Annotated in this window: 12 protein-coding genes and 4 tRNA genes; 6 read left to right on the top strand and 10 right to left on the bottom strand. The window is 40.6% G+C overall.

Annotated elements, in window-relative coordinates; all coding sequences use genetic code 11:
- Window positions 1-5: 5 nt before the first annotated feature.
- The 8 genes from tuf to AC2SLL_RS10660 all read right to left on the bottom strand — a co-directional run bounded on the left by tuf (window position 6) and on the right by AC2SLL_RS10660 (window position 6,188).
- Window positions 6-1,196 carry an elongation factor Tu gene (gene tuf / locus AC2SLL_RS10695; protein ID WP_486531674.1) on the bottom strand — a complete coding sequence of 397 codons (1,191 nt, stop codon included), beginning with the start codon at window positions 1,194-1,196 and terminating at the stop codon, window positions 6-8.
- Between the two features lie 246 nt (window positions 1,197-1,442).
- Window positions 1,443-1,517, bottom strand: a tRNA-Thr gene (locus tag AC2SLL_RS10690).
- 37 nt (window positions 1,518-1,554) lie between these two features.
- Window positions 1,555-1,628: transfer RNA gene (locus AC2SLL_RS10685), tRNA-Gly, on the bottom strand.
- Between the two features lie 99 nt (window positions 1,629-1,727).
- Window positions 1,728-1,811, bottom strand: a tRNA-Tyr gene (locus tag AC2SLL_RS10680).
- Between the two features lie 141 nt (window positions 1,812-1,952).
- Window positions 1,953-2,028: transfer RNA gene (locus AC2SLL_RS10675), tRNA-Thr, on the bottom strand.
- Window positions 2,029-2,124: 96 nt separating this feature from the next.
- Window positions 2,125-3,168, bottom strand: coding sequence for an FHA domain-containing protein (locus AC2SLL_RS10670; RefSeq protein ID WP_486531673.1), 1,044 nt, complete (start codon window positions 3,166-3,168; stop codon window positions 2,125-2,127).
- 328 nt (window positions 3,169-3,496) lie between these two features.
- Complete coding sequence (locus AC2SLL_RS10665; RefSeq protein WP_486531672.1) at window positions 3,497-5,092, bottom strand: peptide chain release factor 3; 1,596 nt, start codon at window positions 5,090-5,092, stop codon at window positions 3,497-3,499.
- Between the two features lie 178 nt (window positions 5,093-5,270).
- The gene (locus AC2SLL_RS10660; protein WP_486531671.1) at window positions 5,271-6,188 is read right to left on the bottom strand and encodes a hypothetical protein; all 918 of its coding nucleotides are present in this window, start codon (window positions 6,186-6,188) and stop codon (window positions 5,271-5,273) included.
- A 339-nt stretch (window positions 6,189-6,527) separates the two neighbouring features.
- On the opposite strand from AC2SLL_RS10660, the gene AC2SLL_RS10655 reads away from it, so the two are divergent.
- The 4 genes from AC2SLL_RS10655 to AC2SLL_RS10640 all read left to right on the top strand — a co-directional run bounded on the left by AC2SLL_RS10655 (window position 6,528) and on the right by AC2SLL_RS10640 (window position 12,207).
- Window positions 6,528-6,941, top strand: coding sequence for an Ohr family peroxiredoxin (locus AC2SLL_RS10655; RefSeq protein WP_486531670.1), 414 nt, complete (start codon window positions 6,528-6,530; stop codon window positions 6,939-6,941).
- A gap of 383 nt (window positions 6,942-7,324) precedes the next feature.
- On the top strand, window positions 7,325-10,270 hold the full coding sequence (polA, locus tag AC2SLL_RS10650; protein WP_486531682.1) for a DNA polymerase I: 2,946 nt from the start codon (window positions 7,325-7,327) through the stop codon (window positions 10,268-10,270).
- 152 nt (window positions 10,271-10,422) lie between these two features.
- Window positions 10,423-11,301: an FRG domain-containing protein gene (locus tag AC2SLL_RS10645; RefSeq protein WP_486531669.1), complete on the top strand. Its 879-nt coding sequence runs from the start codon at window positions 10,423-10,425 to the stop codon at window positions 11,299-11,301.
- Between the two features lie 369 nt (window positions 11,302-11,670).
- Complete coding sequence (locus AC2SLL_RS10640; RefSeq protein WP_486531668.1) at window positions 11,671-12,207, top strand: hypothetical protein; 537 nt, start codon at window positions 11,671-11,673, stop codon at window positions 12,205-12,207.
- A gap of 71 nt (window positions 12,208-12,278) precedes the next feature.
- Here AC2SLL_RS10640 and AC2SLL_RS10635 read toward each other — a convergent pair whose 3' ends face one another.
- Window positions 12,279-12,506 (bottom strand): helix-turn-helix domain-containing protein, encoded by a 228-nt coding sequence (locus AC2SLL_RS10635; RefSeq protein WP_486531681.1) that lies wholly within the window; start codon window positions 12,504-12,506, stop codon window positions 12,279-12,281.
- A gap of 293 nt (window positions 12,507-12,799) precedes the next feature.
- Here AC2SLL_RS10635 and AC2SLL_RS10630 point away from each other — a divergent pair, with 293 nt between their 5' ends.
- The gene (locus AC2SLL_RS10630) at window positions 12,800-12,952 is read left to right on the top strand and encodes a hypothetical protein (RefSeq protein ID WP_486531667.1); all 153 of its coding nucleotides are present in this window, start codon (window positions 12,800-12,802) and stop codon (window positions 12,950-12,952) included.
- Between the two features lie 96 nt (window positions 12,953-13,048).
- Here the strand turns inward: AC2SLL_RS10630 and AC2SLL_RS10625 are convergent, their stop codons facing one another.
- Window positions 13,049-13,579, bottom strand: coding sequence for a redoxin family protein (locus tag AC2SLL_RS10625; protein WP_486531666.1), 531 nt, complete (start codon window positions 13,577-13,579; stop codon window positions 13,049-13,051).
- A gap of 906 nt (window positions 13,580-14,485) precedes the next feature.
- Here AC2SLL_RS10625 and AC2SLL_RS10620 point away from each other — a divergent pair.
- Window positions 14,486-15,640 carry a catalase family protein gene (locus AC2SLL_RS10620; protein ID WP_486531665.1) on the top strand — a complete coding sequence of 385 codons (1,155 nt, stop codon included), beginning with the start codon at window positions 14,486-14,488 and terminating at the stop codon, window positions 15,638-15,640.
- The last annotated feature ends 50 nt before the right edge of the window (window positions 15,641-15,690 follow it).

The raw sequence follows: 15,690 nt of genomic DNA, 5'->3' as shown, positions 1-15,690 counted from the left end.
TACTATTAGTCTTTAACAGTAGAGACAACACCAGCACCAACCGTACGGCCACCTTCACGGATAGCGAAGCGTAAGCCTTTGTCCATAGCGATTGGATGGATAAGCTCTACGCCCATCTCTACGTTATCGCCTGGCATAACCATCTCTGTACCTTCTTCTAACTGAATGGCACCAGTTACGTCAGTCGTACGGAAGTAAAACTGCGGACGGTATCCATTTAAGAATGGAGTGTGACGACCACCTTCTTCTTTTGATAATACGTATACTTCTGCGTCAAACTTGGTATGCGGTGTGATTGAACCTGGTTTTGCTAGTACTTGACCACGTTGTACTTCTTCTCGCTTAGTACCACGTAGTAGTACACCACAGTTCTCGCCTGCACGACCTTCGTCTAGTAGCTTACGGAACATCTCTACACCTGTACAGGTGGTTTTTTGAGTGTCTTTGATACCAACGATTTCAATCTCGTCGCCTACTTTTACGATACCTGATTCAACACGTCCGGTTACTACGGTTCCACGACCTGAGATTGAGAATACGTCTTCGATAGGCATTAGGAATGGCTTATCTACGTCACGTTCTGGTTCTGGTATGTAGGTGTCAAGGGTATTGAGTAGTTCTAGTACGGCTGGTTCGCCATAGGGGCCGTCGCTACCGTTTAGGGCTTCTAGGGCTGAGCCTTTGATGATTGGGGTATCATCGCCTGGGAAGTCATAGTCTGATAGTAGTTCACGTACTTCCATTTCTACTAGTTCTAATAGTTCTTCGTCGTCTACCATGTCACATTTGTTCATGAAGACCAAAATGTATGGTACGCCTACCTGACGTGATAATAAGATATGTTCACGGGTTTGTGGCATTGGGCCGTCTGTGGCTGATACGACTAAAATTGCGCCGTCCATTTGGGCTGCACCGGTAATCATGTTTTTTACGTAGTCGGCGTGACCTGGGCAGTCTACGTGAGCGTAGTGACGTGCTTCTGTGTCATATTCGATGTGTGAGGTGTTAATTGTGATACCACGTGCTTTTTCTTCTGGGGCACTGTCAATAGCTGCGTAGTCTTTTGCTTCGCCGCCTGATGTTTTTGCTGCTACGGTTGCTATAGCGGCTGTTAGGGTCGTTTTACCGTGGTCAACGTGGCCGATTGTACCTACGTTTACGTGTGGTTTGTTTCGTTCGAACTTGGCCTTTGCCATGAGTGTGTCCTCTTATTGGTTTATTAAATTAAATGAGACTTAAAATTATAATGAGTAGTGATCTACTCATAGCTACCTTTTTATAGCACTAAAAGGCAACACTAAGTGCTGCCTAATTCAACTAATTTATATATGTAATTCCAAGTGGCTCAAGGTCATCACTCGCCCTTGTAAACATCTCAATTAACATCTATCTTTATTTCTCGGATTCAAACCTTAACATAAGATTAGGTCAGGCATGAATACTGGAGCTCATATCGAGAATTGAACTCGAGACCTCTCCCTTACCAAGGGAGTGCTCTACCGCTGAGCTATATGAGCATTAATTTTTATAACTACTAAAGGAGTATAACAAATTTGGAGCGGGTGGCGGGAATCGAACCCGCGTCATCAGCTTGGAAGGCTGAGGTGTTACCATTATACCACACCCGCGGTATCAGCAGTCTTTAGGACTGTTATACAAATCCAGGCTGTATACTGATAAAGACTGAATATCGACTGAACATTATCGAAAATAATGCTACTAGAAAATGGTGGTGGGGGAAGGATTCGAACCTTCGAAGCTTTCGCGACAGATTTACAGTCTGTTGGGTTTGACCGCTCCCCAACCCCACCGAGTTTGTAAAACGCAATAACAATATTACTTAATAAATAATTGGTCTTACATTGTTGCTATGCAGCAGTATTACTTAATCAATGTAACTGTTGAAATAATTTAACTTTGAATAGTTAAACAATCTAACTCACTATGAAGAATGGTGCCGACTGCCGGAATCGAACTGGCGACCTACTGATTACAAGTCAGTTGCTCTACCAACTGAGCTAAGTCGGCTTGTTCCTTCAAAGTGGGGAGTATTCTAGCAAATATTGTCTAAAACACAACCCCTAATTTCGTTTTTTTATAAATTATTTCTTTCTGTTACATATCCTAGCCCATTTGGCCGCTGTTGAATAACCACAAAGCAGCTGCTAAGCCCAGTAAAATCAATATTATCCACCACAAACTACTGACTTTACGTTCAGGAGCTTGATTGGCACTTGTGTTACTTCTATTAACATGTGCCACATCATGTTGTTGTTGTTCATCAACTGTATTCAAAGAACTTGGTTCTTTTTCAGAAAGTGTTGGGTCAATATCTACAGTGCCAGAGAGTTTTGTAGTAGCGGCTTGTTTGGCACGTAACACATCCGAATCAGATTCTTTTGCAAGCTCATTGAAGTGTTCATTATTATTAGCCGACTCAATATCAGGAGCGTCACTGACTTTGTCTACCCCCTCCTCTTGAACAGCGGGCTTATTTAGTTCGGAGCTATCTTGATCAGGATCGCCATAGGCAATAGGCTCCTCTAACTCCTTTTCTAGTTGCTCATTTAATGTGGCTTTGTTTGACGTATCCACTTCTTCTGTCTTAATAGGATGATCAATGGGGTGATCATCCGTCTGAGCGCTAGTATCAATGGATGCTTGAGATTTAATTAAATCTTCGACTCCCTGCTCTTTAGCAACCTCTAAATTAGCAGTTTCTAAGTTCTTTGGGATACCATCTGTGGTTGCAGACGCCGCTAATTCTACGGTTTTGTCAGGCTTAACTGGCGTATTTGAATTAGACTCTACAGGGGTTGCATCCTGTGCTTTTTGTTGTACTCCTTGGCTTACTTGGAATTTATAGATAGCAAAACTAACCACATCATCCAGCTTAAGTGGATGTGCTAAATTTGGCTCAATTTTTGTCTCATTCACAAATGTGCCGTTTGAAGAGCCAAGGTCGCTTACTTGAAGGGTTCCATTAATGACCCTAAGCTCCGCATGGTTACGTGATACCTGCTTACTGCCTAATACCATATTATTGTCTTTGTCACGTCCAACAGTTAACGTATCCTCAATGGTCACTGTTAGTTTACCTAGCTCTTCATTGAGCGCTTTAAGCTGCCAAACTTTAATATTCAATTTTTCATTACTTGATGCTGTCATAAAAATCTCCGTGGCCTAAGTTAATATTATACTAACCTATTTCTAGAACTTTAAGAAGTCAGCCATACAAGTTAGAAGTCTATTATTTTCGTAACTAGTCTATTGTTTTAGCCGTATAGTTTTGAATAGCTATCCCATTTTAAATCTGTAGTTTTTAAGAACCTGTATTCATAAATAAAAGTAGCTGCCTGTGCAGATATTGAACCCAATATCATAGATATTATTGAACTTATTAAAGATTTAGAATGTAGTCGGTTTTTAGCTTTAGCCATTAATTAAATGAGAACACGTACTCACTAACTGCTCACTATAAAATATTAAGGCAAGATTAGTGTTCGCGCGTGTTGCTAAATGTCACTTCTGGATAACGTTCTTGCATCAGCTGCAAATTCACACGACTTGGCGCAAGATACGTGAGATATCCGCCACCATCTAGCGATAACTGGTCATGAGCCTTCTTCTTAAACTTGGCAAGTGCCATCTCGTCATCACAATGAATCCAGCGCACCGTAGCAATGGATACCGGCTCAAAAGTACACTGTACTTTGTATTCCTCTTTAAGCCTGTGCGCCACTACCTCAAACTGCAGCACGCCCACTGCACCTAAAATCAAGTCATTATTGACTTGTGGCATAAATACCTGAGTCGCCCCCTCTTCACTGAGCTGCTGCAAGCCTTTTTGTAGTGCTTTAGATTTGAGAGGATCTTTTAATACCACACGGCGGAAAAGCTCAGGGGCAAAATGCGGAATACCGGTAAAGTTCAGCGTTTCTCCTTCGGTAAAGCTGTCGCCGATACTAATAGTCCCGTGGTTATGCAACCCTATAATATCTCCCGGATAGGCTTCTTCTAATGCTTCACGGTCACCTGCTAAGAAAGTCAGTGCATCCGTGATACGCACCTCTTTGCCAAGACGCACATGCTTCATTTTCATACCTTTAGAGTACTTGCCTGAGCAAACACGCATAAAGGCAATGCGGTCACGATGTCGAGGATCCATGTTGGCTTGAATTTTAAACACAAAACCACTAAAACTGGTTTCTTTTGACTCAACAACCCGCTCGTGAGTAGGATGATCTTTTGGCGGAGGAGCATAGTCAACTAGAGTATCCAGCACCATATTCACACCAAAGTTACCCAGTGCGGTACCAAACAATACAGGTGTCATCTTACCTTCTAAAAAAGCATCAACTTCAAAGTCTTCGAGTGCCATTTGCACCAACTCAAGAGACTCTTCAAATTCTGCAAACGCTAGATTGCCTAGCCGCTCACGTACATCTGGATAGTCGTAGCCCTCTCGAGTCTCAATCTCGGTAATCTCGCCACCATGACCTTTTTCATAGAAGTAGGTCTTATTTTCGGTTAAATGATATACCCCAATAAAATCTTGCCCCATACCCACAGGCCAAGTGAGTGGTACGCATTTTATGTTGAGTACGGTCTCAATTTCACTCAATAATTCAAGAGGATCTCGGACTTGACGGTCTAACTTATTAACAAATGAGATGATAGGCGTGTCACGCATCCGGCACACTTCCATCAATTTGACCGTTCGAGCCTCCACCCCTTTGGCACCATCAATCATCATTAGCGCACTATCAACTGCCGTTAACGTGCGGTAGGTATCCTCACTAAAGTCGGCGTGACCTGGGGTATCGAGCAAATTAACGATGTGTTGTTTATACGGAAACTGCATGACCGATGTGGTTATCGAAATGCCACGTTCTTGTTCCATACTCATCCAATCAGATGTTGCATGTCGATCAGATTTACGACTTTTGACCTCACCGGCTACCTGAATGGCTTTGCCCCATAACAACAGCTTTTCAGTCATGGTGGTTTTACCCGCATCGGGGTGAGAGATAATGGCAAAAGTACGACGTTTGGCCACTTCGGCATTTAGCTTTTTCGGATCTACGCTCATAATTTATGGCTTCTACTTAAATAGTGCATGTTTGGAAATTTTTTGTTATATCTAAAAAATAAATGCGTATTGTAGCGGATTTAGCATTAGGGTGCAGGTTTTACCTATAAAAAAGGCGCGATTTAGAAACCTCTAAACGCACCTATAGAAATTATGGTAAAGATTTAACGTTCACACTTTATTGGTAATATTTTAAGATTTGAGCCTCAATAAAATCTGCAGCGACATTATTAATGATTGAACAGTCTACAGCACCTTTAGACAAGTCATAATTTTCGGAATAACTACCTTTAGTAGCATATTCAGATTCATAAATAACGTTTTCATAATTAACCGCGCTATAATTATAATTCTCATTATTAGGATCATTAACGTAAACAATGCGGCTCGCAGGGTATTGGTTAGTTGGGCCTATCTTTAATTGCTCAAATCTGTGAGGTTTTTTTGACGCTATAGTAGAATATGCTTTTTCCCAATCCATTAAAGAAACATAATTAGTCTTATCCGTTTCTAAATCAAAAAAGTATAAGTCATCACTGCTACTCGTTTTAATAACATAACACTCTGAACCCTCAGGGTAACTGACAGTATCCGGTATTTGATCATAGTAACTTAAGTCAGTTATCAATCCTGTGCCTTTATCAACGTTACCATCTTTGCCAGTTACGCCCGTTAGATCAATGGGAACAAATGTATAAGTGATGCTTTCCATGCGATCTGTTTTTAAATCTTTTAATTCATACTTAACCTGATTACCTTCAACTTGAACTATATCTTTACTGATTAAGCTTTGAAAATTGTTACCGAGCACAACCATATCATTATTATTAAGTCCCCCTCTTGTGTTGACACTAATAAGATCTTTTTCAATAAGTTGACGATTACCATCTTCAAAAACCCATTTGACACGTTTTATGGCGTCTTTTTTGTCAGCTACATTATACTTACTATCGAAGATATTTATTGAAATCGAGGTGTTACCAACGTTACCATCCTTTTGCTTAGCACCCGTATCATCACTATCGCCCCCACAGCCTACTAAAATCAAGCTTGCAACAGTAGCAAATGTCGTCAAGTTAAACTTATTATTGGTCATAGTACTTTCCTTTCAAATCAGATCACTAATGAGTTAATTAAATCATCTCATTAAAATACCAGTGTCATTATCCATTATTTAAATATATATAATTTATACTCTGCTAACGAATACTCATATTTTTATATAATGCCATAAATTAAAGATTTATTCACAAAAAACAAACTTAGACCGGACAATTTTTATCCCTTATTTGATGTAACCAGACTGGTATTTTGTTATAGTTTTTTAACAGTGTAGATATCATGCTTTTAAATATTTATCATTTACACTGTCATCATTACTTTAAGAAATATTATACTTTAAGAAATATTATATTTATAACCACAAGGACCTATTATGAAAACATTATATTCTACTAAAGCTTCAGTCAGTGGCGGTCGTATGGGCAAAGCGACTTTAAGCGACAGCGATTTAGTTATTAATATGCAACCCCCTAGCCCATCCGCTGACGGAAATAATCCAGAACAGCTTTTTGCCATGGGTTATGGCGCATGCTTTGATAGCGCTTTAGATGTGGTTAAAAAAATGCAAAATCTTAGCTTTGATTCTACGACAGAAGTAGAAGTTGATTTATTACAAAGTGAGCAACACGAATATAGCATAGCGGCTAAATTGCATGTTATTGCTAGCAATACTGACCTTAACGCTGATGAGGTTCAAAAAGCAGTCGAAAAAGCGCACGAAGTTTGCCCCTACTCAAAAGCAACTCGTGGCAACATTGATGTACAGTTATCGTCAGAAGTTAAATAAAAGGTTATTGACAAGCTAACTAAGAATAAAGAGAGTAAACCCATACTAATTTAATTCAAGGTGGGCCTTATTAGACATACTCAAAACCCAAATTGCAGTCGTGCGATTTGGGTTTTTTGTTTATCCCGCTCTTTCCATAATCTCTCTATCGAAGCCTTAAATTTTGGTTATAATGAACCACAAGGTTGTATACCTAAAGGACCTACCTTAGCTATTATTAAAACATAAAACCCTTATAAATAAAGCGACATCCTATGACTGAAAATGCCCTTAAAAAAACTGCAACGCCAGACCGCACTCTAGATACGACAAACGATACCTCACATGACGCTATTGATCCAAATGTTTTGCCGACTTTTGACGATTTGCCTAATGTAGCAACAATGGATACCAGTCATATCAATAAAAATGAGCCACCTTTCATCTTGGTCGATGGATCATATTATCTATTCCGTACCTATCATGCCCTCCCCAAAACCATGATGAATACGCAAGGTCTTATGACCAATGCTATTCGTGGCACGCTTAATGCGCTTTTAAAACTTATGCGTCGTTATCATCCCACCCATATGGCAGTGTGTTTTGATACTAAGTCGCCGACGTTTCGACATGCTATGTCAGAGGATTACAAGGCAAATCGTCCTAAAATGGATGTGGAATTGGCAGAGCAAATCCCGTATATCCACCGTTTGGTTCGGGCGTTGGGTATTCCGCTACTTCGCATTGAGGGGGCAGAAGCGGATGACATTATCGGTACATTGACCTATCGTGCGGTGCAAGAAGGGCATCATGTGGTCATTTCAAGTGGCGATAAAGACATGATGCAGTTGATTAACGATTGTGTTTTATTAGAAGACAGCTTCTCTGGCAAGGTCGTCGATGTGCAAGGCGTTGAAGATAAATACGGTATTAAGCCTAATCAAATGATTGACCTATTAACGCTGATGGGCGACGCCTCTGACGGTATCAAAGGCATCCCCAGTGTCGGCGAAAAAACAGCCGTTAAATGGCTAAAAACATACGATACCGTTGACAATATCCTTGCTAATGCCAGCGATATTAAAGGTAAAGTGGGCGAAAAACTGGTCGAATTTGCCGATAATATTCCGCGTGATAAACAGTTGGCAACCATCATTACCAACTTGGAGATTGGTCAAGATTGGGAAGATTTGCGTATCAATACCGATCCAAGTGCATTTGTTGATGAATTGCGCGACTTATATAGCGAACTTGAATTCAAAAATGAATTAGCCTCGTTGGATCATCCCAATCATCCTGCTAATTCGAGCAGCGACAGTGTTTCTGATAGTAAAGCTGATGCGGAATCACAAGCGCATGTGGCGAAAACGTTGCAAAACCAAAAGCAGGCGTCAATCATTGAACATATTAAAGACAGTAAAAACCATGAAAAAGCATGGCACACCATCCTTGATGAGCCTGCCTTTGATACTTTAGTGGAGAGACTTGAGAGCGCTCCCTACTTTGCCGTCGATACTGAAACCACCAGTATTGATTGGCGAGAAGCGGAGATTGTTGGGCTGTCATTCTCATTGCAGGCACATGAGGCTTATTATTTACCGCTTAAGCATGTCGATTATAATGAGCCCATGAAAAAGGCTAAAAACAAGAAGGAAGAAGCGGAACAAGCTGCTCTGATAGCAGATGCCGAAGTTGACCCGTTAATAGCCAAACAGCTTGACCGTGATACGGTGCTTGCCAAACTCAAACCTATTTTAGAGAACCCAAAGATTGGTAAAATTGGTCAACATTTAAAATATGATACGCATGTTTTAAGTAAGTACGGCATCAATATCAACACTACGCCGAAAAACTGGTTAGCCGATACCATGCTAGCTAGCTACGTCCTAAACGCTGCTGCTACCCGACATAGCATGGACGATCTGGCCCGCTACTACCTACATACGCAAACCATCAGTTTTGAAGACGTTGCCGGTAAAGGCGCTAAACAAGTCACCTTTGATAAAGTAGCGATTGATATCGCCAGTGACTATGCGTGTGAAGATGCCGATATTACCTATCAGCTGTTTGAGCTGTTCTCTGATAAGCTTAAAGACGATGCCGTTAATCAACGTCTATTGCACGAGCTTGAAATTCCTGTGGCGCAGATACTGTGCCAAATGGAAGCGTCAGGCATCATGATTAAACGGCCATTTTTAAATGAGTTATCCGAACGCTTTGATGAAGAGATTGTTGAGCTAGAGACGCAAGCTTACAATGAAGCGGGAGAAGAATTCAATCTTGGCTCACCCAAGCAATTGGGCGAAGTATTGTTCGATAAATTAGGCGTGATTGGTGGTAAAAAGACCAAGTCAGGGCAATACTCAACGGGCGAAGCCGTGCTATCTAAAATTGACCACCCCTTAGCTGAGATAGCGCTTGAATATCGCAGTCTAGCCAAGCTGAAAAACACCTATACCGATGCGCTTGATGCGGTAGCTGACAAAGATACCGACCGAGTACACACCAGCTATCATCAAGCACTGACCAGTACAGGGCGCTTGTCCTCGACTGATCCGAACTTACAAAACATTCCTATTCGTACCAAGACGGGGCGTCTGATTCGTCAAGCCTTTATCGCCCCTAAAGGTCGTGTGCTATTGGCGGCGGATTACTCACAGATTGAGCTACGTCTGATGGCGCACTTCTCTGGCGATAAAAACCTTACTCGTGCCTTTAAAGAGGGGCTGGATATTCACACCGCTACTGCTGCTGAAGTACTGGGCAAAACAGTTGATGAGGTTACCCCGACTGAGCGTCGTAACGCCAAAGCGATTAACTTTGGGCTTCTCTATGGCATGAGTGCGTTTGGTTTGGCGAAGCAATTACAGATGAGCCGCTCAGAGGCGCAAGACTATATCAATCAATACTTTGAGCGTTACCCAGGGGTTAGACAGTATATGCAAGATACTCGTAATAGTGCGGTTGAAAAAGGCTATATCGAGACCATACTCGGTCGTAAGCTCTACACACCTGATATTAATCATAGCAATCAAATGGTACGCCGCGGTGCTGAACGTGCCGCCATTAACGCCCCGCTACAAGGCAGCGCTGCCGATATTATTAAGCTGGCGATGATAGCCGTGGATAAAGTATTACCCAAAGAGAACGCCACGATGCTATTGCAAGTGCATGATGAATTAGTGTTTGAAGTCGATAGCGATAAAGCCGATGAGATTGGTGAGCTTATTAAAACTGCCATGCAAGATGTGTTAAGTGTCACTGCTAAGCAATTGGGCTGGGATATTGATTTTGCGGTTCCGTTGTTGGTTGAAACCGGTGTGGGTGATAATTGGGATGAGGCGCATTAGGGGTTAGAGGGCTTTACAATTTTTAGAAATATCCTTACAGAAAATCCCTTTTAAGGGATTTTATCTTGCGAAGCTAAAATTGCAGTGCAATTTTTATAACGCTTCTCAAATCGGGGCTAAACAGCATCTCCGTTGCAACGTTGGTGTAAAAAATGAAGTTCTCTAAATCTGTAGGCTGGGCTTCTAGCCCAGCAACGATATTATGTTCTATAAAACTCCTTTGCTATCGTGCGAAATATATAATGAAAAAATATAATAGTGAAATATATGGAACCATACCTTCACCTGAAAATATTAGTGAATTATTTGATGTGATAAAACAACACAACTCAGAACACTTCAAAGCATATTTTTGGAGGGGTCAAAGTGATATTAGCTGGTTTATTCATAGTTCAGCATATCGAAGGCTTGCAAGAACAAAAGATGTAATCAAAGAAACAGACATACAATACTATGAAAATATACTTTTAGATCATGCTACACAGCAGGGTTATAGGTATGATTCTGGAAGAGAGCTTAATGACTTAGAGCTATTGGCAAAGTTACAACACCATGGTGCAGCAACAAGACTCATAGATGTATCTAGAAGCTTGTTGGTCGGACTATGGTTCGCCAGTTCTTCTAATCCAGATTTAGATGGTTTACTTTTTGGCTTCCATTCTAGTTTTGTTGGAGGTGATGAAAATAAGACTGGCATCGCCTCTAAAAGTTATTCAGAAGCATTCGAAAATATAAATAATGTTGATCACCCCTTAGTATGGCATTCGCCAGAAGTAACCAAACGTATAGCATCGCAAAAAGCTCAGTTTGTTTATAGCAAAACCATTCACCATTCTCTAGGTAGCATTGCTATTAAAGATAATCCTGATGCCTATATAGCTATACATATTTCACCGGAATTTAAAGCACAAGCTATAAAGGATTTAACAGAGATATTTGACATTAGTTACATGACTCTATTCCCTGATTTAGATGGTTTTAGTTATGCAAATAGTTCCAGATTTGATCAGTTTCATTATGCACGTTGGTAAACTCATAAAGTAGAGGCAATGGGAATATAGGAAGGTTTTATTTATGTTTTTAAAAATTATGTAGTAGTTGTTTTAGGCTACACCTAAGTCAATATACCCGTGGTACGTGGAATGTAAACTTGTATCTTAAATAACCTCTTAAAGCTATTAATTAACATTTATAAACTAAAGAAGTCAATCAAAAGCATTGACAGTTACAGGGTGCGCTTCGCGCGCCTTTCATAAGAAATTTCTGAAAACATAAAGTGTACTTTAGAAATCACCTATCGAATTTTCCCAATCCAATCGACTAAACTACCCTTTGAGAAATTAATTGGTGCGCAGGGCGCACCCTACAAGCTATTAATCTTAAGAGTTGATAAAAAACTTATGCAAACAGATTTCGATATACATATTATCCGTCAGCATTGGATAATGGATGATGATGGATATGATAAAGAAGATCTATGCTCTCATGGCGAAGTATATTTGCGCATTGCCGATGAGATTGTAATTAGCGAAAAAGATGGCTCATATGCTCTCTCCGCAACTGCATTATATTTATTAAGGTCTTTAGATAAGGATTGTGACTATGAGTCATTCGGTAGCCAAATTGTTCCGTGTTGCGGTAATTTTCTTATACCCAGCCCTAATAACGAAAACCATGTCACAATCTGCGGTTGTCCTACGGGTTTTGATTGGAAGATAGAACACATAAATGGTAATGTTGTATTCACATCTGAAAGGGGTACAAAAGGCAAACTGGATTTTGAGACTTATAGAAAAATGATTATTGCTTTTGCCAAAGAGGTACAACTCTTCTATCAGCCTAAACTTAAGGTGTTACCAAGCAATGAGTTTGAATTTGATGGGTTTACTCAGTTTTGGAATGAGTGGCATGGATTAATGAGCAAATGGTCGTATTGAAAGTAACCGTAGGATGCTTCCCGCTCACCATTAAAAAGCGAGTTGCTATAACCAACCCCCTAAAAAATCACTTAAGCATCCATAATCAATTCAGGCTTTTTATCTAACAATCGCATCAATGTTACCGCCGCCCCAGTTGGATTTCTCGTACCCTGTTCCCAGTTTTGTAAAGTACGTGAGCTAATATTAAGCTTTTCAGAAAACTGCTGTTGACTCAAGCCTGTTTTGGCTCGAACCAACTTTATATCAGGGACATCGTGGCTAAACTGTCGGCTCGGCTTAGCATCTCCATTAGCAATATCTAGGGCTTGGCTTTATGATTGCGATAAATCATCATAAAATTCATTAGTCATGATTATATACCTCTTTGATTTGTTAGGTCAGTCCCGTAGGGTGCGCCCCGCGCATCATTTAAAATGACGATTTTAAAATTATAAAACCACTAGTAAAAAAAGTTCTGACAAGCTGTCCTATTCAATGTTTAAATTAACTTCTAATAATCAATTTAGCTCGCAAGGCGTACCCTACCGTTCACCTCTATATCGTCAAATAACGTATAACTCAAACCACGATAAAACTCTGCAAGAACGTGGTGTTACCGCTAGCCTCGATTGTAGCGGTTATCCTTGACGCAGCAAGGCGTTACAGGCACTTAGCAAAGGGCGTTATCGCTGAGTCAGGAACGGCATTTGCTATTTGTGCCTGTCGCCTTGCAAGCCAAGATAATAGCGAAAAGCGAGAATAGCTACTCACATCAGACAAAGTAAAAGCCATTCAAACGTCGAGCTTGAATGGCTTTTTTATTTAGTTTGCTAAGTGTACGCTATTAATGCAAATGAGCTTAAACATTCTCTTTTAAATACTTAAGCATGGTATCGGCATCAGATACTTCGAACGGGTCAATAGGGCAATTATCGCCATAATCAGGCTCAACAAACGCTTTTTTGATTTCTTTATTATCGACATACATCGAATAACGCCACGAGCGCATGCCAAAGCCAAGATTGCTTTTATCCACCAGCATACCCATTTTACGAGTGAATTCGCCATTTCCGTCAGGTAGCAAAAAGACGTTTTCACGGTTCTGCTTTAAGCCCCATTGGTACATCACAAAAGCATCGTTGACAGAAACACAAACAACTTCATCAATACCGAGCGCTTTAAACTCATCGTAAAGTTCTTCATAGCGAGGCAGATGACTGGTCGAACACGTTGGCGTAAACGCACCAGGTAATGAAAACACCACCACTTTTTTATTGGCGAACAACTCATCTGTGGTTAGGTCATACCACTTAAAGGGATTGTCACCACCGATAGACTCATCACGCACACGGGTTTTAAAGGTAACATCAGGGACATATTTAATCATCATTTTTCTCCGATTTAGGGTGTTAGTAAGGCGTATTAGTAAGATTATAAAATTAAGATATCACAAGAGGACATACATTGAGTAGTAGTATTATGTTTGGTTGTTATTATTCAAATTTTGAAGTAGTGTTTATTGCTGTATTGTTATATTACCACTAAAACTTGAATGAGATTCTAAAATTTTATCTACCTAATACTCATAATTGCTATGATCTTTATAATCTATTCCCAAATTCATGCATCAAACCACTCGAAGCTAGGATAAACAACTTGTTAAAAACGTTTGGGGTTGATGACGAACGCTTAGTTTATCTAAGTTAACAATTATCCCACCTTGAACACGTTCAGGCGGTTAAAGCCCTTCTAAAACAATTCCCTGAGCTCAGCTTGATTGAAGCTAACGAGTTATGAAAGCAGAAGTAACCTTTAAACCATACTCTTAAACCCATACCACAATAAATACCCGCTAGAATACGATGTGACCGCTAGCCTTGACAGTAGCGGTATCCTGCTGGTTTGGGCAAGTTGCAGTGGCTAGACATTGAGGGAGTGTCGAGGCAACAGCAATCCATCAATTCGTGACACTGCCTTGCCCAGACTCAGCAGATACAAGCGGATGGCGAGAGTGGCTATCGCAACGACTAATCTTTTTAATGAGATTCCCCTACCCTTACCATAGTGTTGTGCTCTTTATAATAGTCAAAACTTAAGCCGTGGGTTCCGCTTCACTACACCGCACGCTACACATTCTGCATACTCTAATGTAGGTTTGACTATACTATCCATAACCCGCACTTCTTTTTCAAACTTAGCAGGTTACGCTTTAATTGCATTTCGTTGCAAACTCAAATCCAAAATCATTTTAAAATGAACATGCAACCCAAATTCACATTGGTCAAGGTAGCCCACAATGCTAAAAAAATTATTTAAATCAAAGCCAAAATACGTCAAGTTTGATGATAAATACACCACTTTAACCGCAGAAGAATCGTCATTAATAGATGTGATTCGTGCTGATATTCGTAAGGAAGTACGAAGTAGCAAAGGCAAAAATAAACTGGATTATCACGGTCGTGCGGTGCATACCAAGGGCTATTGTACGCTTAAAGCGAGGTTTGAGGTTTTGGATAATCTGCCTGCCGAGTATGCGCAGGGATTGTATGCGAAGCCAAGTACTCATGACGCGGTAATACGCTTTTCGAACGCTGCTGCAACCGTTGCCCCCGATAGACGACTGGGTTTGGCTATTGGGCTTGCGTTTAAAGTATTTGATGTCGATGGTCTGAAATTAGCCCCTGATGAACCAAATGCCACCACAATGGATTTTGCGTTAGTCAATGCTCCTGTTTTTTTTACCAGTCAGTTAAAAGATTATGCGTATTTATCCAAGTTGGCGTTTGGTCTCAATGGCTACTTAGCCAATGGATTGGTAGGTAAGGCTAAGTTTGGCTTTGATTGGTTGACTCAATATGGCAAGGAGATTCCAGACTTTGAGGCTGTTAAAACACTAAAGGCATTTCGTAAAATAGCAACGGTTAAGCCTAAAAACCCGTGGCTTTATGATTATTTTTCGATGGGCGCGGTACGTCATGGCGATTTTATGGGTAAAATAAGGGTTAAACCGACCAAAGAGAGCCTCGCAAAAATCAATCATCCTGATATTCATCTGTTAAGTAAAGATGAAACTATTCGTAAAACGCTTATCGAGGAAATTGGTGAACATGACCTTGAATTTGAGGTGCAAATTCAGTTGTGCCGTAATCTTAAGAAGCAACCGATTGAGGACTTGACTAAGGAGTGGAAAGAGTCTGATGCGCCATTTGTCACAGTGGCTCGCTTAACCGTGCACCGTCAGGATGTACCCGATGACGGTAACTTTGACGTTATGGAACATTTATCATTTACGCCATTTCGTTGCTTGGAGGAGAATCGCCCCATTGGTCGTATTCAGCAGTCTCGCCTGCAAGCCTATCAAGCGTCATCGATGGAGCGTCATAAAGGCAATGCGGTAAAACGTCGGGAGCCTGTTAGTTTGGATGAGGTGTTTGACGGGTCGTATTATTAGAGGTTACAGAGAATTAGAATAAGGATGTGTATAAGGCAGTTATTTTCTTG

The sequence above is a fragment of the Psychrobacter sp. CX97 genome (genome assembly GCF_057396285.1).
This window is presented reverse-complemented; position numbering and strand designations above follow the sequence as displayed.

Coding starts and splice junctions, on each gene's coding strand:
- tuf (WP_486531674.1), bottom strand. CDS start 1,196: ATGGCAAAGGCCAAGTTCGAACGAAACAAACCACACGTAAACGTAGGT.
- AC2SLL_RS10670 (WP_486531673.1), bottom strand. CDS start 3,168: ATGACAGCATCAAGTAATGAAAAATTGAATATTAAAGTTTGGCAGCTT.
- AC2SLL_RS10665 (WP_486531672.1), bottom strand. CDS start 5,092: ATGAGCGTAGATCCGAAAAAGCTAAATGCCGAAGTGGCCAAACGTCGT.
- AC2SLL_RS10660 (WP_486531671.1), bottom strand. CDS start 6,188: ATGACCAATAATAAGTTTAACTTGACGACATTTGCTACTGTTGCAAGC.
- AC2SLL_RS10655 (WP_486531670.1), top strand. CDS start 6,528: ATGAAAACATTATATTCTACTAAAGCTTCAGTCAGTGGCGGTCGTATG.
- polA (WP_486531682.1), top strand. CDS start 7,325: ATGGATACCAGTCATATCAATAAAAATGAGCCACCTTTCATCTTGGTC.
- AC2SLL_RS10645 (WP_486531669.1), top strand. CDS start 10,423: ATGAAGTTCTCTAAATCTGTAGGCTGGGCTTCTAGCCCAGCAACGATA.
- AC2SLL_RS10640 (WP_486531668.1), top strand. CDS start 11,671: ATGCAAACAGATTTCGATATACATATTATCCGTCAGCATTGGATAATG.
- AC2SLL_RS10625 (WP_486531666.1), bottom strand. CDS start 13,579: ATGATGATTAAATATGTCCCTGATGTTACCTTTAAAACCCGTGTGCGT.
- AC2SLL_RS10620 (WP_486531665.1), top strand. CDS start 14,486: ATGCTAAAAAAATTATTTAAATCAAAGCCAAAATACGTCAAGTTTGAT.